The following is a 22,602-nucleotide window of genomic DNA, read 5'->3' as shown; positions in this document are numbered from 1 at the left end:
GTCCGGGAAGACGTGACACGGTGGCACGCCGGACACCCGCAGGCGTGACACCGTGCAACTCAGAGCAGGCTCGCCGGCTTCCTAGGCTCCTCGTACACCGAGCGACCGGAGGTCCCGATGAGCAGAGTGATCCGTGCCGCCGTCTTCCAGACGGCCTGGACCGGCGACAAGGAATCGATGATCCAGGTACACGAGCAGGCGGTCCGCGACGCGGCCGCGCAGGGTGCTCAGGTCCTGTGTTTCCAGGAGCTGTTCTACGGACCGTACTTCTGCCAGGTCCAGGACCCGCAGTTCTACGAGTACGCCGAGCAGATACCGGACGGCCCGATCGTCAGGCGTTTCCAGGCGCTCGCCGAGGAGCACGGCATCGTCCTGGTGCTGCCGATGTACGAGGAGGAGCAGCCGGGCGTCCTGTACAACACCGCCGCCGTGATCGACGCGGACGGCTCGTACCTCGGCAAGTACCGCAAGCACCACATCCCACAGGTGAAGGGTTTCTGGGAGAAGTTCTACTTCCGGCCCGGGAACGTGGGCTGGCCGGTCTTCGAGACGGCCGTCGGCAAGGTGGGCGTCTACATCTGCTACGACCGCCACTTCCCCGAGGGCTGGCGTGCGCTGGGCCTGGAGGGCGCCGAGATCGTCTTCAACCCGTCGGCGACCTCGCGCGGCCTGTCCGCGTACCTGTGGCAGCTGGAGCAGCCGGCGGCGGCCGTCGCCAACGAGTACTTCGTCGGCGCGATCAACCGGGTCGGTGTCGAGGAACTCGGCGACAACGACTTCTACGGGACCTCGTACTTCGTGGACCCGGAGGCCCAGTTCGTCGGCGAGGTGGCGAGCGACAAGGAGAGCGAACTCGTCGTCCGCGACCTCGACACGGCCAAGCTGCGCGAGGTCCGCGACCGTTGGCAGTTCTACCGGGACCGCCGCCCGGAGGCCTACGGCCCGCTGACCGCCCCGTAGGACCCGAGGCCCCCGCGCCCCGGCCGGGGGCGCGGGGCGCCGCCCGTGCGCGGCTCCGCCGCGGGGCACGACCGGCCTCGAACGACCCGTACGTCACGACCACAACCCAGCGGAGCGTCCACGCATGAGCACCCGTACCGTCATCCGCGGCGGCCTCGTCGTCACCGCGTCCGACGAGATCCACGCCGACGTCCTGATCGAGGACGGCCGCATCGCCGCCCTCGCCGCCTCCGGCACCCCGGCCGCCGGGGCCTGGACCGCCGAGCGGGTCATCGACGCCACCGGGAAGTACGTGATCCCGGGCGGAGTCGACGTCCACACCCACATGGAGCTGCCGTTCGGCGGCACCTCCGCCTCCGACACCTTCGAGACCGGCACCCGGGCGGCCGCCTGGGGCGGCACGACGACGATCGTCGACTTCGCCGTGCAGAGCGTCGGACGCAGTCTGCGCGACGGGCTGGACGCCTGGCACGCGAAGGCCGAGGGCAACTGCGCGATCGACTACGGCTTCCACATGATCGTCTCCGACGTGAACCAGGACACGCTGAAGGAGATGGACCTGCTGGTCGAGGAGGGCGTCACCTCCTTCAAGCAGTTCATGGCCTATCCCGGCGTCTTCTACAGCGACGACGGTCAGATCCTGCGCGCCATGCAGCGCTCCGCCGACAACGGCGGGCTGATCATGATGCACGCGGAGAACGGCATCGCCATCGACGTCCTGGTCGAACAGGCGCTGGCCCGCGGCGAGACGGATCCGAGGTACCACGGCGAGGTCCGCAAGGCGCTCCTCGAGGCCGAGGCCACCCACCGCGCCATCAAGCTCGCCCAGGTGGCGGGCGCTCCGCTGTACGTGGTGCACGTATCGGCGATGGAAGCGGTTGTGGAACTGGCCAGAGCGCGCGACGAGGGGCTGAACGTCTTCGGCGAGACGTGCCCGCAGTATCTGTTCCTGTCGACGGACAACCTCGCGGAACCCGGCTTCGAGGGCTCGAAGTACGTGTGCAGCACCCCGCTCCGGCCGAAGGAGCACCAGGCCAAGCTCTGGCAGGGCCTGCGGACCAACGACCTCCAGGTCGTCTCGACCGACCACTGCCCTTTCTGTTTCGTGGGTCAGAAGGAGCTCGGCCGGGGTGACTTCTCGAAGATCCCCAACGGTCTGCCGGGCGTCGAGAACCGGATGGACCTGCTGCACCAGGCCGTCGTCGACGGGCACATCAGCCGCCGCCGCTGGATCGAGATCGCCTGCGCCACCCCGGCCCGCATGTTCGGCATGTACCCGAAGAAGGGCACCATCGCCCCGGGCGCCGACGCCGACGTGGTGATCTACGACCCGCACGCGGAGCAGGTCGTCTCCGCCGAGACGCACCACATGAACGTCGACTACTCGGCGTACGAGGGCAGGCGGCTCACCGGCCGCGTCGAGACGGTCCTGTCGCGGGGCGAACTCGTCATCACCGAGCGGGAGTACACCGGACACGCCGGTCACGGCGCCTACACCCCGCGCTCCACCTGTCAGTACCTCAACTAGGAGCAGCGCACATGGACTTCGGACTCGTCCTACAGACCGACCCGCCGGCCTCGAAGGTCGTCGAGCTGATGAAGCGCGCCGAGGGCAACGGCTTCACGTACGGCTGGACCTTCGACTCCGCCGTGCTCTGGCAGGAACCGTTCGTGATCTACAGCCAGATCCTGGCGAACACCAGCAGCTTGACGGTCGGCCCGATGGTGACCAACCCGGGCACCCGCACCTGGGAGGTCACCGCCTCCACCTTCGCCACCCTCAACGACATGTTCGGCAACCGCACGGTGTGCGGCATCGGCCGCGGCGACTCCGCGATGCGCGTCGCGGGCCGGGCCCCGAACACCCTCGCCCGGATCAGCGAGGCCATGAAGGTCATCAGGGCACTCGGCTCGGGCCAGGAGGCGGACCTCGGCGGCACGGTCGTCAGGTTCCCGTGGATCAAGGACGACGCGCGCCTCCCCGTCTGGATGGCCGCGTACGGCCCCAAGGCGCTGAAGATGACGGGCGAGGAGGCCGACGGCTTCATCCTCCAGCTCGCCGACCTCTACCTCACCGAGTACATGGTGAAGGCCGTCAAGGACGCCGCCGTCGCCGCCGGCCGTGACCCCGCAGAGGTGAAGATCTGCGTAGCCGCCCCGGCCTATGTCACCGAGGACGACTCGCCCGAGGCGCTCGCCCACGCGCGTGAGCAGTGCCGCTGGTTCGGCGGCATGGTCGGCAACCACGTCGCCGACCTCGTCTCCAAGTACGGCGAGCACTCCGCCGCCGTACCGGACGAACTCACCGACTACATCAAGTCCCGTGAGGGGTACGACTACTCGCACCACGGGCGGGCCGACAACCCCGACACCGCGTTCGTACCCGACGAGATCGTCGACCGCTTCTGCGTCATCGGACCGGTCGAGAAGCACATCGAGAAGCTGGAGGCGCTGCGCGCTCTGGGCGTGGACCAGTTCGCCGTCTACGACATGCACGACGCGCGGGAGGCCACCATCGACGCCTACGGGGCCCGGGTGATCCCGGCCGTCAACGGCTGACCCGCGCGCTCGGAGCGCCGTACGACCTGGGAAAACCGTAGAAACCGCTCGACTCCCCATCCCCCCACTCCAGTTCTCCCCTCCTCCGACGTCCCGGGGGAGGGGGCCGGAGCCCGCACGGCCTTTCCGGATCCGCCCCTCGTTTGATTGGCCTGCCCATGACCGACACCGCTCCCACGGCCATACCGCCGACCTCCCAAGTCACCCTCGCCGACGGCCGGGTGGAGATCGCCCCTGGTTCGCCGCAGCCCAGCGGCCCCTACGCCAACGAGGACCTGCTTCCGGTCCCGGTGGAGAAGCGCACCTGGACCACGTACAACTTCTCCGCGCTGTGGGTCGGCATGGCCCACAACACGGCGTCCTGGACGCTCGCCTCCGGTCTGATAGCCGTCGGCATGGACTGGAAGCAGGCGGTGTTCACCATCGCCCTGGCCAACGTCATCGTGCTGGTCCCGATGCTGCTCACCGGCCACGCGGGGCCGAAGTACGGCATCCCCTTCCCGGTCTTCGCCCGCGCCTCCTTCGGCATCCGCGGCGCCAACCTCCCCGCCGTCGTCAGGGCGTTGGTGGCATGCGGCTGGTTCGGCATCCAGACCTGGATCGGCGGCGAGGCGATCTACTTCCTCGCCGGGAAACTGATCGGAAACGGCTGGAGCGACGCCGGTGAGATCGGCGGCTACGCCTGGACGATGTGGCTGTCGTTCGCGATCTTCTGGGCGATCCAGGTCGCGATCATCTACCGGGGCATGGAGACGATCCGGCGCTTCGAGAACTGGGCCGCTCCCTTCGTCCTCGTCGGCGCGCTGGTGATGCTGATCTGGATGAGCAACAAGGCAGGCGGCTTCGGTCCGTTGCTCGACCAGCCGTCCAAGCTCGGCTGGGGCGGCGACTTCTGGAAACTGTTCTGGCCGTCGCTGATGGGCATGATCGGTTTCTGGTCGACGCTGTCGCTGAACATCCCGGACTTCACGCGGTACGGAAAGTCGCAGAAAGCGCAGACCTGGGGACAGGCACTCGGTCTGCCGACCACCATGACGCTGTTCGCGCTGCTGTCGGTGATGGTCACCTCCGGTTCGCAGGCGGTGTACGGCGAGACGATCTGGGATCCGGTACAGCTCGCCGCCAAGACGGACAACGTCTTCGGGCTGCTGTTCGCGCTGGTGACCGTGCTGGTGGCGACCCTGTCGGTGAACGTCGCGGCCAACCTGGTCTCGCCGGCCTTCGACTTCTCCAACATCGCGCCCCGGAAGATCAGTTTCCGTACCGGCGCCCTCGCCACCTGCGTCCTCGGGGTGCTGATCTTCCCGTGGAAGCTGTACTCCGACCCGCAGGGCTACATCTTCACCTGGCTCGGTCTGGTCGGCGGACTGCTGGGCACGGTCGCCGGCATCCTCATCGCCGACTACTGGATCCTGCGCCGCGGCAAGCTCGACCTGACCGATCTGTACCGCACCGGCGGCCGTTACTGGTACGACGGCGGCTGGAACTGGCGGGCCGTGGTGGCCTTCGTGACCGGTGGAGTGCTCGCCGTCGGCGGCGCCAGCTTCGAACCGCTGGTCGACGGACGGCCGGTCCCGGCGCTGGAATCCCTCGCCGACTACGGCTGGGCGGTCGGGCTCGGCACCTCGATGGTGCTGTACCTGGCCCTGATGCTGCTGCTGCCCGCACGGCAGGAAGAGCACGCGGACGCCGTCTGACGGGTGGCGCGAGAACGGCCGGAGGAGCGAGTGCGCTCCTCCGGCCGTGCTGTGCCTCGATCCGTGCTGTGCCTCGATCCGTGCGGTGCGCGGCGGGGAGCGGATCGCTCAGCTCTTCGGGCCGCTCGACAGGGCGGCCACCACTTCCTTCGCGGCCTTGATCGCGCCCTTGTTGATCTCGTCGGTGCTCGGCGCCTTCTTCGTCTCGAAGTCGCTGCCGTTGTAGTTGACGATCACCAGCGCGTTGGACACCCGGGCGATGACGACGCCCTCACGCGTCTGCTGCTTGTCCTCGGTCGTGAGGTTCACCACCGAATAGGCCTCGTTGCCGAGGCCCGGGACCGCCCCGCCGCCGCTCTTCTCGCCGGTGCGCTCCTTGTAGGAGGTCTGGGCCGCCTCGTCCGACTCCGTGATCTCGAAGGAGACGTCGAGCCACCGGTAGTCGTATCCCTTGAGCGCGTTCCAGGAGCAGGTGCGGCGCAGATCGGTGTCCGTGGACGGGATCTCCTTGCCCGCGGTCTTGGCGCCCGGCACGAGTGCGGTGACCGTCTTCGCGGCCACGCTGGTGCACGGGGCGGGCGCGGCGGAGTACGTCTTGGACACCGCCGTGGAGGAGGGGCCGGACGTCTTCTCGGACCGGGTCTTCTGCGTCTCCTTGGCCGCGGTGTCCTGCTTTTCGGTGAGCGGGCCGGACGACATCGCCCAGCCCGCGCAGGCGAGCACGACCACGGGGGTCAGGCGCGCGGTGAGGGCGAGCGGCAGTGGGAGTGAGCGCACGGCGCACTTTCGTGGGGGACGGTGCGGACGGAGTCCGCGGTGCGGACAGTGGACGCCAGTGTCACACGACTCCCTGTGGGGCGGAAGTGTGAACTCGCTCCGTGGCCGGGCGGTGACGAAGGGGCCCCGCACAAGCGGGACATCACGGTTCTTCATGGGGCAGGGGCGGCAGGGCACGCGGTGGGCGGGACGGTGTGCGGGGGGTCGGTGCGTACGATCCCGGGAGTGGCCGCAGCGCAGTGAGGAGCCTTCCGTGTTCACCACCCGCCCCACCCTCCAGGGCACCTTCGGCATGGTGTCCTCCACCCACTGGCTGGCCTCCCAGTCGGCGATGGCCGTCCTGGAGCGCGGCGGCAACGCCTACGACGCCGCCGTCGCCGGTGCCTTCGTGCTGCACGTCGTCGAACCGCATCTCAACGGCCCCGCGGGCGAGGTGCCCATCCTGCTCGCTCCGGCCGACGGCGAGGTGCGGGTGCTGTGCGGGCAGGGAGTCGCGCCCGCGGGCGCCACGGTGGCGCACTACCGGGCGCTCGGCCTGGACCTCGTACCCGGCACCGGACCGCTGGCCGCGGCCGTGCCCGGCGCTTTCGACGCCTGGATGCTCCTCCTGCGCGATCACGGCACCAAGTCCCTGGACGACGTACTGGAGTACGCCATCGGGTACGCCGAACACGGGCACGCGCCCGTGGAGAACGTGGGCGCGACCGTCGAGACCGTGCGGCAGCTGTTCGAGACGGAGTGGACCTCGTCGGCGGAGGTGTACCTGCCGGGCGGGACGCCGCCGCGGCCCGGCGCGCTGCTGCGCAACCCCGCCCTCGCCGCCACCTGGCGGCGGCTGCTCGCCGAGACCGCGGGGGCGGGTGACCGGGAGGCCCGGATCGACGCCGCGCGGGAGGTGTGGCGGAGCGGGTTCGTCGCCGAGGCCCTCGTCCGGCAGGCCGCCCGGCCCACCCTGGACACCAGCGGGGAGCGCCACACCGGCACGCTCACGGCCGCCGATCTCGCCGCCTGGTCCGCGTCCTACGAGGCGCCGGCGACCTACGACTGGAACGGCTGGACGGTGTGCAAGGCCGGCCCCTGGAGCCAGGGCCCGGCCCTCCTTCAGCAGCTCGCCCTGCTCCCGCCCGAGCTGCCCGCGTACGGCTCCGCCGACTACGTCCATCTCCTGGTCGAGGGCTGCAAGCTGGCCATGGCCGACCGCGAGGCCTGGTACGGCGACGCGGCCGAGGTCCCGCTGGGCGAGTTGCTCGCCGCCGGTTACAACGCGGACCGGCGACGGCTGATCGGCGACAAGGCGTCGTACGAGCTGCGGCCCGGCAGCCCCGGCGGGCGGACCCCGCGACTGAGCACGCACGCGTACGTGGTCGTCCCCGACGACCCCGGCTTCGACCCCATGGGTGCCGGCGAGCCCACGGTCGCCAAGCACTCCACGTCCCCCGTGCCCGGCGAGCCGGAGGTCGGCGCGCAGGGGGCCACCCGGGGGGACACCTGTCATCTGGACGTCGTCGACCGCTGGGGCAACATGGTCGCCGCCACGCCCAGCGGCGGCTGGTTGCAGTCCAACCCGGTCGTGCCCGAGCTGGGCTTCCCGCTCGGCACGCGGCTTCAGATGACCTGGCTGGAGGAGGGGCTGCCGAACTCGCTGAGCCCCGGCCGCCGCCCCCGCACCACCCTCACCCCCTCGATCGCGCTGCGCGACGGCGTGCCGGTGCTGGCGTTCGGCACCCCCGGGGGCGACCAGCAGGACCAGTGGCAGCTGCACTTCCTGCTGGCCGTCGCGCTGCGCGCGCGGGTGCGCGGCGGTCTCGACCTGCAGGGCGCGATCGACGCCCCGAACTGGCACAACGACGCCTTCCCCGGTTCCTTCTACCCGCGCGGCATGCGGCCGGGGAGCGTCACCGTGGAGTCCCGGATGCCGGCCCGGGTGGTGGAGGAGCTGCGGCGGCGCGGCCATGACGTGACCCTCGGCGACCCGTGGTCCGAGGGGCGGTTGTGCGCGGTCGCCCGGGACCCGGAGACCGGGATCCTGCTCGCGGCCGCCAACCCGCGCGGGATGCAGGGTTACGCGGTGGGCCGCTGACGCCGTGAGCGGCTCGGCTCTCGGCGGCGCGAGGACCGTGGGCCGCTGACGCCGAGCGGTCCGGCTGTCGGCGCGTGTGCGGGGCGGCCGTTGACGGGGGTGAGCGGAGCGATGCGTTCCTGTTCTTCATCCCGATTCCACCCGGGATGCACCGGGCGGGTGGGGATTGTCAGTGGGGCGTGCTCTCATGGAGGCATGATCGAAGACACGGAAACCATCGACGAGTTTCTCGCCCGCCACTCCGCCGACGTGGAGGAGGCGGTCCGCAAGGCCGCCGCGGCCGAGATCATGCCCCGCTTCCGCCGGCTCGGCGCGCACGAGGTCGACCAGAAGAACGGACCGCACGACCTCGTGACGGACGCCGACCGCAATGCCGAGCTCTACCTCACCCAGGCCCTCGGCGCCCTTCTGCCCGGCTCGGTCGTCGTCGGCGAGGAGGCCGTGCACGCCAATCCGGCCACGTACGAGGCGATACAGGGCGACGCGCCGGTCTGGATCGTCGACCCCGTCGACGGCACACGGCAGTTCGTGCACGGCGACGACGGGTTCTGCACCCTGGTCGCGCTCGTCCGCCACGGGGCCGTGCTCGCCTCCTGGACCTACGCTCCGGCCCGCGACCAGCTGGCCACGGCCGTCCGCGGCGGCGGCGCCTTCCTCGACGGCGAGCGGCTGTTCGCCGGCCCGCCCGAGCCGGGCCGCGACCTCAGGGTGGCCACCTCCCACCCCGACTACACCACCGACGAGCAGAAGCGCGCCCTGCTGGGACTGTGGACGGACGGGGTCGCACCGCGCGCGTGCGGCTCGGCCGGCCTCGAGTATCTCGCCATAGCCCGGGGCGAGTTGGACGCCACGGCGTTCTCCTGGGAGGCGGCCTGGGACCACGCGGCCGGGATCCTGCTGGTGGAGGAGGCGGGCGGCGCCCACCTCACCCTCGGCGGCGCGCCGTTCCGGGTGGTGGGCGGCAACGTCCTGCCCTTCACGGCGGCCCGGGACGCGGCGACGGCCCGCCGCGTGGTGGAACTGCTGTCGGGCAGCGGGACGGACCTGGGCTGAGGCGACCCGGGGAGGTTGCGGGTCAGGGAAGGCCACGGCGCCGAAGTCACTCCGGCCGGGCGCGAGCGACCCCCTGCCGCGACGGGAGACCCCGGGCCCCGGCCGTAAACCCTGGGCCCCTTCCGGTCGCCCACGCGGAGAACCCTCCGGCAGACGCCCCCCCCGGGGCCGCTCGATCGAGGCATGGGGATGTTTCGAGGCCCCGCGCCGCCGGGGTCGTCGTACCCCCGGCATATCCTGATCGCGGGGGCCACCGGTCTACGGAGGTCACCGGCTGACGAAGGGGTCGAAGTGCCGTCGATGCTCGATGCGGTCGTGGTGGGAGCGGGGCCCAACGGGCTGACCGCGGCGGTGGAGCTGGCCAGACGCGGCTTCTCCGTGGCGATCTTCGAGGCGCGCGACACCGTGGGCGGGGGAGCGCGCACCGAGGAACTCACCCTGCCGGGCTTCCACCACGATCCGTGTGCCGCCGCCCACCCCCTCGGCATCAACTCACCCGCGTTCCGCGCACTGCCCCTGGAGCGCTACGGCCTGGAGTGGCTGCATGCCGAACTGCCCATGGCCCACCCCTTCCCCGACGGCAGCGCCGCGGTGCTGTCGAGATCGGTCGCCGAGACCGCCGCCTCCTTCGGGCCGCGCGACGCGGGTACCTACCGCCGGCTGGTGGAGCCCTTCTTGCCCAAGTGGGACACCCTGGTCCGCGACTTCATGTCACTGCCGCTGACCGCGCTCCCGCGCGACCCGGTCACCCTGGCCCGTTTCGGTCTGGCGGGCCTGCCCCCGTCCAGCTGGCTCACCCGACGCTTCCGTGACGAGCGGGCCAAGACCCTTTTCGCCGGACTCGTCGGGCATGTCATGGCCCCGCTGAGCGGCTTCGCGACCGGCGCCATCGGCCTGGTCTTCGCCCTCGCCGCGCACGCCCGCGGCTGGCCGGTGGTCCGTGGCGGCTCCCAGTCCCTCTCGGACGCCCTCGCCGCCTACCTCGAGGATCTCGGCGGCAGCATCCACACCGACTACGAGGTCAAACGTCTCGACGACCTGCCGCCGGCGCGCGCCTACGTCTTCGACACCTCACCCACCGCGCTCGGCCGCATCGCGGGCTTCGGCAACTACTACGAGGGCTACCGGTACGGACCCGGCGTCTTCAAGATCGACTACGCGCTCGACGGTCCGGTCCCGTGGACCGCGAAGGAGGCCCGCGCCGCCGGCACCGTGCAGATCGGCGCGAACAGCGCGGAGATCGGCGCCGCCCTCAGAGCGGTCTCCCGCGAGAACCGGGCACCCGACCGGCCCTTCATGATCACGGTGCAGCCCGGCGTCGTCGACCCCGGCCGCGCCCCGGCCGGCCGACACGTCTTCTGGGCGTACGGCCATGTGCCCAACGGCTGGACGGGCGACCTCACCGACGCCATGGAACGCCAACTGGAGCACTTCGCCCCGGGGTTCCGCGACCGGGTCCTCGCCCGGGCGAGCGCGGGTCCCGCCGAACTCGCCGCCCGAAACGCCAACTACGTGGGCGGCGACATCGCCGCCGGCGCGGTCTCCGGGCTCCAGATCCTGCTGCGTCCCAAGCTGACCGCGTTCCCGTACGCCACTCCGCACCCGGCCGTCTTCATCTGCTCCTCGGCCACCCCGCCCGGCCCGGGCGTGCACGGGATGTCGGGCCACAACGCGGCGAAGGCCGTATGGCGGACGCTGCGGCAACAAAGGTGAGCGGACGGCAGCTTCCCGTTGGTATACACACGGTCATGACCACGATCACCCTCGTCCGGGGCGACATCACCCGGCAGTCCGTGGACGCCGTCGTCAACGCGGCCAACTCGTCCCTGCTCGGCGGCGGTGGCGTCGACGGCGCCATCCACCGCCGGGGCGGCCCCGCGATCCTCGCCGACTGCCGTCGGCTGCGCGCCTCTCATCACGGCAAGGGCCTGCCCACCGGCCAGGCGGTCGCCACGACCGCGGGGGAACTGGACGCCCGCTGGGTGATCCACACCGTGGGCCCCGTGTACCAGGCCTCCGGCGGCGACCCCTCGCTGCTGGCCTCCTGCTACCGCGAGTCCCTGAAGATCGCGGATGAACTGGGCGCGCGCACCGTCGCGTTCCCTGCCGTCTCCACCGGCGCGTACGGCTGGCCCATGGCCGACGCCGCCCGTATCGCCGTCGAGGCGGTGCGCGCGGCGGATACGGCGGTCGAAGAGGTGCGGTTCGTGTTGTTCGACGACAGCGCGTACCAGGCCTTCGCCGAGCTGATCGGCTGACCGAGCGGGCGGGGCCCGGCGACCGCGCCCGGCGACGGGACCGCGGGTGACGCCGGACGGCGTCACCCGCGGAACCAGGTGATGGTGGACGGGCGGACGACGGACCGGGCCGGGCCCGGGTCAGCCCTCGATGCGGTGGGTGGTCCAGAACGACGTCAGGTCCGTGGTCGTGGCGGCCTGTGCGGCCGCCTTGAACTCGGCCGTGGTCGACACGCCGTACCAGTGCGAAGTGGCGTAGTCCTTCAGCAGCTTGGCCATCGCGGTGTCGCCCAGGAGCCTCCGCAGGTCGTGCAGGGCGCACTTGCCGTAGCCGTAGACGACGGTGGAGTACCGGGAGGAGTGGGTGTCCCAGTAGGCCATCGAGTTGGTGATCTTCTCCGCCGACGAGGCCCACGAGACGCTGCTCCAGCAGCTGGTGCCCGTCTTGCCCAGCGCCAGATCGGTGGCGTAGTCGGTGAACGACTCGTCCAGCCAGGGGCTGTTGTACTCGTCGTCGCCGACGATCCCGTAGAACCACTGATGGCCGATCTCATGGGTGAGGGCCGTGGTGCTGACCAGGTCGAGGACGAAGCCGGGGTACTCCATGCCGCCGAACCAGAAGCTGTTGTCGATGACCGCGTCCAGCTCGCCGTACGGATAGGCGCCGAAACGGGAGGAGTGGGCGTCCACGGCGGTCTTGGCGGTGGTGAGCATCGACTGGGCGTTGGCCGAGCTGATGCCGGTGACGGAGTAGACGTTGATCGGGGTCCCGGCGGTCGAGGTGCCGGAGATCTTGCTGAACGGGCCGGCCGCCCAGGCGAAGTCACGGACCTTGGTGGCGGTGGCCGTGGTGACGGTGCGGCCGCTGCCGCCGGCGGTGTCGACCGAGGCCCCGGTGGCCGGCACCAGGAGGGTGGTCGGATGGTCGAGGGTCACCTTGAAGTCCGCGGCGAGTGAGTAGAACGACTCGCCGTTGTTCGTGTACGGGTCCAGGTGCCAGCCCGCCCCGTCCTTCACCGCCAGCAGGGGCAGCGCGTTGCCGATGAAGCTGAACGCTCCGTCGTAGCCGAACCGGTCGGCGCCGCTGGGAACGGTGATGCCCAGGTCGAAACCGATCGTGGCGCTCTGCCCCTGGGCCAGGGGACTGGCGAGCGTGACCTGGAGGGCCGTGCAGCCCACCGACAGGGCGCCCGCGGTGCCGCCGGTGACGTTGCTGACCGCGATCGGCATCGAGGTGCAGGTGCCGTGGTAGTTGTCCCAGAGCCGCAGGTACACCTCGCCGAGCGCGGTCGACGAGGCGTTGGTGAAGGTCGCGCTCTCGTGTCCGGTCCAGACCGTGCCGGCCGTGTTGCTGGTCAGACTGACGGTGTACGAGGGTGCCGCCGGGGTGCGCGTGGAGTCGGCGGGCGGGGTGGTGCCGCCGGAGGTGTTGAGCGCGAGGTCGTCGAGGACGAAGCTCGACTGGAGGCTGGAGTCCTCGGTGCCGGTGAAGGAGAGGCTCACGGTCTGGCCAGCGAAGGCCGACACGTCGAACGACTTCTGGACGTAGCCGGTGTTCTTGTCGAGGTTCGAGTACGTGGCCAGTGTCGTCGTGCCGATCTTGGCCGTCAGCTTGTCGTACGCGGTCGACGAGGTCGTCTCGGCCGTGTCGATGTGCAGCCAGAACGTGAGACCGGCGGCGGAGCATCCGGCCGGGATCGTGACGCTCTGCGACAGCGTGTCGGTGTGGGTGCCGCCCACCCCGTCCAGCCAGGCGAAGGCGGTGCCGCCGTGGGCGCTCTGCCCGGTGCGGCTGGTGATCACACTCGTAGAGGACTGGGTCCACGGCGAGACGCCGCTCTCGAAGCCGGCGTTGGTGATCACCTGGGCCGGCGTGCAGGCGTCGGCGGCGGTTGCCCTCGCGGGTGCGACGGCGGTCCCGGCCGCGGCGACGCCTGTGGAGGTGATGCCGTCCGGTGCGACGGCGGCCGCCGGGGCGGTGCCGGACGCGACCGAGACGGTCCGCTCCGGCGTGGCCGCCGCGGGCGTGGCGGGGAGCGAGACGGCGGCCAGCGCCGCGAGGGTGAGCGCGCTCGCGGCGAGGGCCTTGCGGGGGGTGGGTCTCACACGTGGCTCCTTTGTGGCGGCCGGGTTGTCCGGCCTGCTCGGTGGCTGTCCCTGACGGCGTGGGTGTGCCGGAGGGCGGTGCGCGACGGCTGCCGGAAGCCTGACAGATTTGACGCGGGCATGCCATCAGGCAATGGCAAAGGGTCCGCCCCGGAAGCGGACGCGACGCCCCCGCTCGCGGCCTCGGGCTCCCGTGTGCGCCGACCACGCCTCACGCACCCTCAAGAAGCGGTGCCAGGTGGGGAGATCGGTTTTGAACGTGTTCAACTACGGGCGTACGCTACCCCCATGAGTGAGCGAGCCGCCCTGGTGAAGGGCATCCGCGCATGGCTGGGGTTCTTCGTCGTCTGTCTGGTGCTCAGCGGTGCCACCGCCTTCCCGCTGGTGCACGAACTGCGCTGGACCGAGGATCTGCTGCGTCAGCTGTCCGTCGCCGAGCAGCTGCCCGGCCTCATGGAGTGGGTCACGCGGGTCCGGCAGGGGCTCGACACGGCCGACGCCGACCATCCCTTCCTCCTCTACGGCACGGACTGGCTGGCCTTCGCCCATCTCGTCATCGCCGTGGCCTTCTACGGCCCCTACCGTGACCCGGTGCGCAACATCTGGGTCGTCGAGTTCTCGATGATCGCCTGCGCCGGGATCATCCCGCTCGCGCTGATCTGCGGGCCGCTCCGGGGGATTCCCTTCTGGTGGAGCGTGATCGACATGTCGTTCGGGGTGTTCGGGGCGATCCCGCTGTACGTGGTGCGGAAGAAGATCAAGCGGTTGGAGGCGACGTCCCACGGGGTCCCCGCGCCGGTCGTTGCCTGAGCGGCCGTTCCTGTGCGGGGAGCCCGTGTCCTGCCACTCCTCGGTCCCGACTCCATCGGCGGCGAGCGCTCGAACGCCGTACGCGACCGGCCGGCAGGATCGCCTCGTCCGGGGCTGCGGTCCGGGCGGCGGTCTTCCGCTGACGAGCCCCCCCCGCGGTGGCGGCGTGGGCCGTGCCGGGGCCAGGTGTTCGAAGGCCACCGCTCTCTGGCCAACGCGCGTAGAGGTCGGGCACCATCTCTCTGCACCGCCCGCACAGCAGGTCCACAGCAAGCACGGCCGTCCGCAGGAAGGGATCCTCATGAAGTTCCGCTCCGCACTGACCGCCCTCGCGCTCGTGGTCGCTCCCGGCATCGCCGTCGTCGGCACCGCGACCGACGCCTTTGCCGCCACCAAGGTCGGCCACGCCACGGCCACCGCGATGTTCCGCGAGGTGGGGATCACCTGGTCCTCGTCCGGCAACTGCTCCGACCGCAACAACTCGACCTGTACGTCCTTCGAGCAGCTGAACCTGGCCACGGCCCAGGGCGCGCAGACGCTGAAGCGGGCCACCGGCTGCGCGCTCAACATCACCGGCGGCACGGAGACCGGCCACGCGAGCGGCACCTACTCGCACTGGAACGGCTACAAGCTCGACTACGGCAAGAACACCTGTGTCACCAACTACGTCAAGAACACCTTCACCTACATCGGCCTGCGCGGTGACGGCGCCCCGCAGTACCGCTCGGGCTCCGGCAACATCTACGCCGACGAGGGCAACCACTGGGATGTCCTCTACTACAACTGCGGCGGCTGCTGAACGCCGCGCCGCGTGCCCGGTGCGCCACACGGGCGCCCCGGGCACGCGGTTTTTGAGCTCTTTCGGACGCGCAGGCCGGCCGTCGCTCACTTCGGGTGTCCCGGCAGGTGGTGCGTGCACCGAAGACCTCACGTTCACATATGTAGACAAGTGAGGGACGGAGTGCGGGCCGGTGTCGGCCTGGTCCCGCGCCTGTCTGTCGTGCGCCGCACCGCCTATACGGGCTTGGCCGGGCAGCGGCAGAAGTCCGACCGGTCGATCGACGTTCACATACTTGTCACCCCGTGACGGCCGCCCTATCCTCACGTGGAGAAAGCGCTTTCCCGGTGGCGGTCGACCTCGGCCGTGCCGCGGGAAGCGGCCCGCGGTATCGGCCGTGGGGCAGCTCGCGCGCCGCAACCGATCCGGCGCACGGCTGGCCAGGGCTGACCGCACCCAGGTGCCGACGCGCCAGGACTCCGGGACGCGCTCCGGGGCGCGAACGTATCGCGCACGTCGCCGTGGCCACGGGGGCGGGCACCCGCACCAAGGGCCGGCCGGGCCTCCGCGGTCCCGTGTCCCCGGTCGTCCCGCCCTCGGTGGTGTCCCCACCTGCGTCGCCTCGGCATGCGTGCGCCCTGACCCGCCACCCCCGGTCGCGCCGCCCGCATGACCGTCGTGCCGCCGCCGTGGGGCTCCGCCCGCACCGCATCGACACCACCGTCCCGTCCCTGAAAGCCCTTACCGAGAACGACACCCGCACGGACCGGCAGGGGGCTGCACGGACACCCTTAGTGGCATGTACATGGCATGGGTGCGCGATCTCGACGGCCCTCGGTCCGGGCACGGACGCGCGCGTGGCACCCCCGGTACGCGATGAAGAAAGACGAGGCAAGATGAGAAAGCCAGTCGCTCTGCGACTCTCCGCGGCACTCGGCACGCTGGCCCTGGCGGCGGCGACAGGAGTGATCCTGTCCATGCCCACCGCGTCGGCCGCCGCCGCCGGCGCGACCGGGTTCGCCACCCAGAACGGCGGCACCACCGGCGGCGCCGGCGGGACGACGGTCAAGGCCACCACGGGCACCCAGATCCACCAGGCCCTGTGCGGCCGGGCCAGTACCAGCACCCCGATCACCATCCAGGTCGAGGGAACCGTCACCGTCGGCAACACCGCGAAGGTGTCGGGTACCGGATGCAACACCGCCGCCGGCGTGATCGAACTGAAGGGCATCAGCAACGTCACCCTCATCGGCGTCGGCAGCGGAGCCGTGTTCGACCAGATCGGCATCCACATCCGCCAGTCCAGCAACATCATCGTCCAGAACGTGACCGTCCAGAACGTGAAGAAGTCGGGCTCGCCCACCTCCAACGGCGGCGACGCGATCGGCATGGAGTCCGATGTGCACAACGTGTGGGTCGACCACGCCACACTGATCGCCTCGGGCGGCGAGTCGGAGGGCTACGACGGCCTCTTCGACATGAAGGACAACACCCAGTACGTGACCCTGTCCTACAGCATCCTGCGCAACTCCGGCCGCGGCGGTCTCGTCGGCTCCAGCGACAGCGACCTCGCCAACGGGCCCGTCACCTTCCACCACAACCGGTACGAGAACATCGACTCCCGGACTCCCCTCCTGCGCGGCGCCACGGCCCACATCTACGACAACTACTACGTCAGCCTGAACGAGTCGGGCATCAACCCCCGGGCCGGCGGCAAGGCCAAGGTCGACAACAACTACTTCAAGGACTCCAAGGACGTCCTCGGCACCTTCTACACCGACCTGCCGGGATACTGGCAGGTCAGCGGAAACATCTTCGACAACGTGACCTGGTCGGCGCCGGGCGAGGACAACAACCCCGCCGGACCGAACCCGACGTCGAACACGACCGTCAGCATCCCCTACTCCTACACCCTGGACGCCGCGTCCTGCGTGCCGTCGATCGTGACCGCGACGGCCGGCGCCGACAACGGCCTGAAGGTGTCGGACGGCAACTGCGTCGCGACGACGCCCACCGCGACCGCCACGTCGACTCCCACGCCGACCGCCACCGTCACCGCCACGCCGACCGCGACCGCGACGTCGACACCCGCCGGCACCAACCTGAGCATCGGCGCCGACTCCGACGGTTCCAGCAAGGCGGCCGGCACCAGCTACGGCAATGTCCGGGACGGCGACACCGGCACCTACTGGTCGCCGAGCGGCGCGACCGGCTCCATCTCGATCAAGTGGGGCTCGGCGACCACCCTGTCCAGGATCAACATCCGGGAGGCCTCCGGTGCCACCGGCGCCATCGGATCCTGGCGGGTACTCAACGCCGACACCGGGGCGGTGCTCACCTCGGGCAGCGGAGCGGGCGCCATCTCCTTCACCTCCACCTCGCTGAAGAAGGTCACCTTCGAGATCACCGGTTCGAGTGCCACCCCGAGGGTGGCCGAGTTCGAGACCTACGCCTGAGGTCCGCCCGGCCCGTCGTACGGCCTTCGCTCGATCAGCTCCATCAGCTCCATCAACGCGTCCTCTCGGGCCTCGGCCGGGGAGGACGCGGTGATCTGTGGGACGCGGAGCGGGAACGGCCGCGACCGTTCCCGCCCGTGAGCGTCCCCTGTCCGGACAGCGTGCGCCGGCACGACAGCATGACGACCGGAAGTCCACGCGGCATCGCACACCCGGGCCCGCGCGATCAGGCGGGCCGCGAGGTCCGTTCCCGCTCCCCGTCGACGCCTCCACGCCCTGCCGGGCGATCACTCCACGCGCGCCGGGCGGACGTCTCTCGGCATCTGCCGGCGCAGCCGGTCGCGGCGCGTGGGACGGGCGCCGTACGGTCGTCCTCCGTCGCACACCGACGCGGGACGACGAACACGTCGACGGTCCGCACGTCACCACCGCCGGTGTCTACTGCGTGCCACCGTGATGCGCCGCGTCGCTCCGCTCCGGCACCGCTCGCGCACCCGGAAACCGTCCCCGCGCACCCGGAAACCGTCCCCGCGCGGCGGGAAACCGGCCCGGCGCCGCCCTCGCACCGTCCCGCGCGGACGCGGAACGTGCCCGCGCGCAGCCCCGGGTAGCCTGCCCACCTGCGACGGCGGCGGCTCGCTCACATCCGCCCGCCCCCCGGTGTGCGGCGGGCTTAACTCCTGGTGGCCGGTCGGGGAGACACCTGTGTAATGCACGGTTCGTACCGTCACAGAGGCTTGCAGAGGCTGTCATCAGGCTGATCGTCAGAAGGAAAGGGGCGCCCGTGGCCGCGTCGGACCCGCGGACCGGCAGTGCGAACACGACCGAGGTGCGTACGGTCTGCTCGTACTGCGGTGTGGGCTGCGGCATGCTCCTCGACATCGGGCTCGGACCGGACGGACGCCGTACGGTCCTCAAGGCGTCGGGCGACAAACGGCATCCGGCGAACTTCGGCCGGCTGTGCACCAAGGGCGCGACCACCGCCGACATGCTCGCCGCGCCCGGCCGGCTGACCGGCGCGCTCGTCCGCGCGGACCGCGGCGCGGCACCGGAGCCCGCCCCCGTGGACACGGCGATCGCCGAGACGGCCCGGCGCCTGCGGGCGATCGTCGACGAGCACGGCCCCGACGCGGTCGCCCTGTACGTGTCCGGACAGATGAGCCTCGAAGCGCAGTACCTGGCCAACAAGCTGGCCAAGGGCTACCTCCGCACCAACCAGATCGAGTCGAACTCCCGGCTGTGCATGGCCAGCGCGGGAACCGGTTACAAGCTGTCTCTGGGTGCCGACGGCCCGCCCGGCTCGTACGAGGACCTCGACAAGGCGGACGTCTTCCTCGTCATCGGTTCCAACATGGCCGACTGCCACCCGATCCTGTTCCTGAGGATGATGGACCGGGTGAAGGCGGGGGCCAAGCTGATCGTCGTCGACCCGCGCCGCACGGCCACCGCGGCGAAGGCCGACCTGTTCCTCCAGGTCGCGCCGGGCACCGACCTCGCCCTCCTCAACGGCCTGCTCCACCTCCTGCACGAGAACGGCCACACCGACCCCGACTTCGTCGCCGCGTACACCGAGGGCTGGGAGGCCATGCCGGAGTTCCTCGCCGACTACGCGCCCGCGGCGGTCGCGGAGATCACCGGCATACCGCAGGACGACCTCCGTGCGGCGGCCCGGCTGATCGGCGAGGCGGGGGAGTGGACCAGCTGCTGGACCATGGGCCTCAACCAGTCCACGCACGGCACCTGGAACACCAACGCGCTCATCAACCTCCACCTCGCCACCGGCAGGATCTGCCGTCCGGGCAGCGGCCCCTTCTCCCTCACCGGCCAGCCCAACGCGATGGGCGGCCGGGAAATGGGTTACATGGGTCCGGGGCTGCCGGGCCAGCGCTCCGTCCTCGTCGAGGGCGACCGCGCCTTCGTCGAGGAGCTGTGGGGACTCGCGCCCGGCACGATCAGGCCCGACGGTGTCGGCAAGGGCACCATCGAGATGTTCCGGAAAATGGCCGACGGCGACATCAAGGCCTGCTGGATCATCTGCACCAACCCGGTCGCCTCCGTCGCCAACCGCAGGACGGTCATCGAGGGGCTGGAAGCCGCCGAGTTCGTCGTCGCGCAGGACGTCTTCGCCGAAACGGAGACAAACGCTTACGCCGACGTCGTCCTGCCCGGCGCGCTGTGGACGGAGACCGAGGGCGTCCTCATCAACAGCGAACGCAACCTCACCCTCGCCCGGGCCGCCGCCGACCCGCCCGGCGAGGCCATGGCGGACTGGCGGCTCATCGCGGAAGTCGCCTGTGCCATGGGTTACGAGAGCGGTTTCACCTACGACTCCGCCGAGCAGGTCTTCGAGGAGATCAAGCGCGCCCACAACGCGCAGACCGGATACGACCTGCGCGGAGTCACGTACGACCGGCTGCGTGCCACCCCCGTGCAGTGGCCGGCGGCCACCGCCGACGGACCCGACCGCAACCCGATCCGCTATGTGAACGAGGACGGCTCGCTCACCTTCCCCACGGCCTCCGGCCGCGCGGTCTTCCACCCGCGTCCGCATGTCCCGCCCGCCGAGATGCCGGACGACGACTACCCGTTCTTCCTGAACACCGGCCGCCTCCAGCACCAGTGGCACACCCTGACGAAGACCGCGCGGGTGGCCAAGCTCAACAAGCTCGATCCCGGCCCGTTCGTCGAGGTGCACCCCGAGGACGCCGCCGCGCTCGGCGTGGGAGACGGCGACTCCGTGGAGGTCGCCTCGCGGCGCGGCCGGGCCGTGCTGCCGGCCGTCGTCACCGATCGCGTGCTGCCCGGTTCCTGTTTCGCGCCGTTCCACTGGAACGACCTGTTCGGCGAGTACCTCAGCGTCAACGCGGTCACCAGCGACGCCGTGGACCCGCTGTCCTTCCAGCCCGAGCTGAAGGTGTGCGCGGTCTCCCTGACGAAGGTGTCGACACCGGTCACCGTGCAACCGCCGGCCACCCGGGCCCCGGTGCCGCAGAACCCGCTCGGGACCGCGCCGGGTACCCGCGCCCCGGTGCCGGACGGGCCTGGAAATGCCCTCGTGCCGGCCGCCCTCGCACCGACGGCCCTGGCCGTGCCCGCCGTCCTGCCGTCCGCGGCCGAGGTCTTCGGCCTGCGTCCCGCGCCGCCGCCGGTCCTGACCGAGCGCGAACGGCAGTACCTGGTCGGCTTCCTCGCCGGTGTCCCGGCCGGCGCCCCCGGCGTACCGGTGCTGCCGGCGGACGCGCCCTTCAGCCCCGAGCACGCGCTGTGGGTCAACGGCACCCTCGCCGGCATGTACTCCCGCACCGCCGCCGCACCCCCGGCGGCCCCGGCGCGCCGGGTGGTGATCCTGTGGGCCTCGCAGACCGGCAACGCCGAGGACTTCGCCACCACCACCGCCGCACGGCTCACCGCGGGCGGTCACCCGGCGTCCCTCGTCGCCATGGACGAGGCCGACCCCGCCGCGCTGCCCTCCGACGCCGACCTGCTGCTGATCACCAGCACCTTCGGCGACGGCGACGCCCCCGACAACGGCGCCGGCTTCTGGGACGGCCTCGACGCGCTGGACACCGGCCGTCTGGAGGGCCGCCGTTACGCCGTCCTCGCCTTCGGGGACTCCTCGTACGACGACTTCTGCGGGCACGGCCGGCGGCTGGACCGCCGGCTGGACGAACTCGGCGCGGTCCGGCTGGCGCCCCGCACCGACTGCGAGCCGGACTACGAGACGGAGGCGGAGGCCTGGCTCGACCAGGTGGCCACCGCCCTCAAGGAGGCCACGGAACGGCTGCCCGCGTCCCCCGCCCGCCAGGTTCCGGCCGTCGGGGTTCCCGCCCCCGTCCACCCGCCGGTGACCGTTGCGGAAACCGTTTCCGTCACGGTGCCGAAGGCCCCCGCCGCTTCCCGTCCCAGGCGTCCCGCTCCCGTCGTCGCCCGCCTGACCGGCAACCGGTTGCTGAGCCTGCCCGGCTCGGGCAAGGAGGTCCGCCGCTTCACCTTCGACACCCGCGACAGCGAGACCCCGCTCGTCTACGAGGCGGGCGACGCACTGGCGGTACGCCCCCTCAACTCCCCGGCGGTGGTGGCGGAGTGGCTGAGCGTCACCGGCCTCGACGCGCACACGCGCGTGCAGGTCGACGGCGTAGGAGAGGTCCCGCTCGGTGAGGCGTTCCTGCGCCACCTCGACATCACCCGGATCACCCCGGCCCTGCTGCGCTTCACCGCCGACCGCACCCGCGACCCGCGTGAACTGCGCAAGCTGCTGCGCCCCGACAACAAGGGCGAGCTGGCGAAGTGGTCCTGGGGGCGCCAGGCCGTCGACGTGGCGGCCGAGTTCGGGGTCCGCGCCGACGCGCAGGAGTGGGCCGACCTGCTGGGGCGGCTGCAGCCGCGGCTGTACTCCATCTCGTCCAGCCCGCTGACCGACCCCCACCTCGTCTCGCTCACCGTCTCCGTCGTGCGGTACGAGAACCTGGCCGGCCGCCCCCGGCAGGGCGTCTGCTCGCCCTTCCTGGCCGACGCCGAGCCCGGCACGGAGGTGGCCGTCCATGTGCAGCGCTCCCCGCACTTCCGCCCGCCCGCCGACCCGGCCACCCCGATGGTGATGGTCGGCCCCGGCACCGGGGTGGCGCCCTTCGTCGGCTTCCTCCAGGAGCGGCGGGCACGCGGGCACCGGGCCCCCAACTGGCTGTTCTTCGGCGAGCAGCACCGGGCGACGGACTTCTACTACGAGGAGGAGCTGGCCGCCCTGAGGGAGGAGGGCACCCTCGCCCGGCTGGACACCGCGTTCTCCCGCGACCAGCGCGCCAAGGTCTACGTCCAGGACCGGATCCGCGAGCACGGCTCGCACCTGTGGTCCTGGCTCCAGGACGGCGCCCACTTCTACGTCTGCGGCGACGCCTCCCGGATGGCGAAGGACGTCGATCTGGCCCTGCGCGACGTCGCGGTCCTGCACGGCGGTCTGACCGAGCCGGAGGCGGCGGCCTATGTGAAGCAGCTCGCCTCCGACAAGCGGTACGTGCGGGACGTCTACTGACGGGAGTCACCAAAAAAGCCCGTGGGAGGCAGGGGCACCAAGTGGCGTTGCGCCGAAGAG

The 22,602-nt window shown here is 71.2% G+C and carries 14 protein-coding genes; 12 read left to right on the top strand and 2 right to left on the bottom strand.

Annotated features, from left to right (window positions below; translation table 11 throughout):
• The first annotated feature begins 117 nt into the window (after positions 1-117).
• From OG440_RS07055 to OG440_RS07040, 4 genes are all read left to right on the top strand, one after another.
• Positions 118-960: a nitrilase-related carbon-nitrogen hydrolase gene (locus OG440_RS07055; protein WP_406005962.1), complete on the top strand. Its 843-nt coding sequence runs from the start codon at positions 118-120 to the stop codon at positions 958-960.
• A 124-nt stretch (positions 961-1,084) separates the two neighbouring features.
• Entirely contained in the window at positions 1,085-2,488 is a 1,404-nt protein-coding gene (gene hydA / locus OG440_RS07050) for a dihydropyrimidinase (protein WP_406005961.1), read from the top strand.
• Between the two features lie 11 nt (positions 2,489-2,499).
• Positions 2,500-3,519, top strand: coding sequence for a TIGR03842 family LLM class F420-dependent oxidoreductase (locus OG440_RS07045; RefSeq protein WP_406005960.1), 1,020 nt, complete (start codon positions 2,500-2,502; stop codon positions 3,517-3,519).
• A 158-nt stretch (positions 3,520-3,677) separates the two neighbouring features.
• Positions 3,678-5,216 (top strand): NCS1 family nucleobase:cation symporter-1, encoded by a 1,539-nt coding sequence (locus tag OG440_RS07040; RefSeq protein ID WP_406005959.1) that lies wholly within the window; start codon positions 3,678-3,680, stop codon positions 5,214-5,216.
• 108 nt (positions 5,217-5,324) lie between these two features.
• On the opposite strand, the gene OG440_RS07035 is transcribed toward OG440_RS07040, so the two are convergent.
• Positions 5,325-5,993, bottom strand: a complete 669-nt coding sequence (locus OG440_RS07035) for a hypothetical protein (protein ID WP_406005958.1) — start codon at positions 5,991-5,993, stop codon at positions 5,325-5,327.
• Between the two features lie 253 nt (positions 5,994-6,246).
• Here OG440_RS07035 and OG440_RS07030 point away from each other — a divergent pair, with 253 nt between their 5' ends.
• The 4 genes from OG440_RS07030 (at position 6,247) to OG440_RS07015 (ending at position 11,384) form a co-directional block, all read left to right on the top strand.
• Entirely contained in the window at positions 6,247-8,073 is a 1,827-nt protein-coding gene (locus tag OG440_RS07030; RefSeq protein ID WP_406005957.1) for a gamma-glutamyltransferase family protein, read from the top strand.
• Positions 8,074-8,268: 195 nt separating this feature from the next.
• On the top strand, positions 8,269-9,126 hold the full coding sequence (locus tag OG440_RS07025) for an inositol monophosphatase family protein (protein ID WP_406005956.1): 858 nt from the start codon (positions 8,269-8,271) through the stop codon (positions 9,124-9,126).
• Between the two features lie 300 nt (positions 9,127-9,426).
• Positions 9,427-10,839, top strand: a complete 1,413-nt coding sequence (locus OG440_RS07020; protein ID WP_406011283.1) for a phytoene desaturase family protein — start codon at positions 9,427-9,429, stop codon at positions 10,837-10,839.
• Between the two features lie 35 nt (positions 10,840-10,874).
• Entirely contained in the window at positions 10,875-11,384 is a 510-nt protein-coding gene (locus tag OG440_RS07015; protein ID WP_406005955.1) for an O-acetyl-ADP-ribose deacetylase, read from the top strand.
• Positions 11,385-11,504: 120 nt separating this feature from the next.
• Here OG440_RS07015 and OG440_RS07010 read toward each other — a convergent pair whose 3' ends face one another.
• Complete coding sequence (locus tag OG440_RS07010) at positions 11,505-13,469, bottom strand: M1 family aminopeptidase (RefSeq protein WP_406005954.1); 1,965 nt, start codon at positions 13,467-13,469, stop codon at positions 11,505-11,507.
• Positions 13,470-13,757: 288 nt separating this feature from the next.
• On the opposite strand from OG440_RS07010, the gene OG440_RS07005 reads away from it, so the two are divergent.
• The 4 genes from OG440_RS07005 to OG440_RS06990 all read left to right on the top strand — a co-directional run bounded on the left by OG440_RS07005 (position 13,758) and on the right by OG440_RS06990 (position 22,542).
• Entirely contained in the window at positions 13,758-14,279 is a 522-nt protein-coding gene (locus OG440_RS07005) for a hypothetical protein (protein ID WP_406005953.1), read from the top strand.
• A 301-nt stretch (positions 14,280-14,580) separates the two neighbouring features.
• The gene (locus OG440_RS07000; protein WP_406005952.1) at positions 14,581-15,078 is read left to right on the top strand and encodes a hypothetical protein; all 498 of its coding nucleotides are present in this window, start codon (positions 14,581-14,583) and stop codon (positions 15,076-15,078) included.
• A gap of 875 nt (positions 15,079-15,953) precedes the next feature.
• Entirely contained in the window at positions 15,954-17,513 is a 1,560-nt protein-coding gene (locus OG440_RS06995; protein WP_406005951.1) for a polysaccharide lyase family 1 protein, read from the top strand.
• An 868-nt stretch (positions 17,514-18,381) separates the two neighbouring features.
• Complete coding sequence (locus OG440_RS06990; protein ID WP_406011282.1) at positions 18,382-22,542, top strand: molybdopterin-dependent oxidoreductase; 4,161 nt, start codon at positions 18,382-18,384, stop codon at positions 22,540-22,542.
• The last annotated feature ends 60 nt before the right edge of the window (positions 22,543-22,602 follow it).

This window comes from Streptomyces sp. NBC_00637 (assembly GCF_045161545.1).
Taxonomy (GTDB): Bacteria; Actinomycetota; Actinomycetes; order Streptomycetales; family Streptomycetaceae; genus Streptomyces.
The sequence above is the reverse complement of the archived record's forward strand: the minus strand, read 5'-3'. Positions and strand labels throughout refer to the sequence as shown.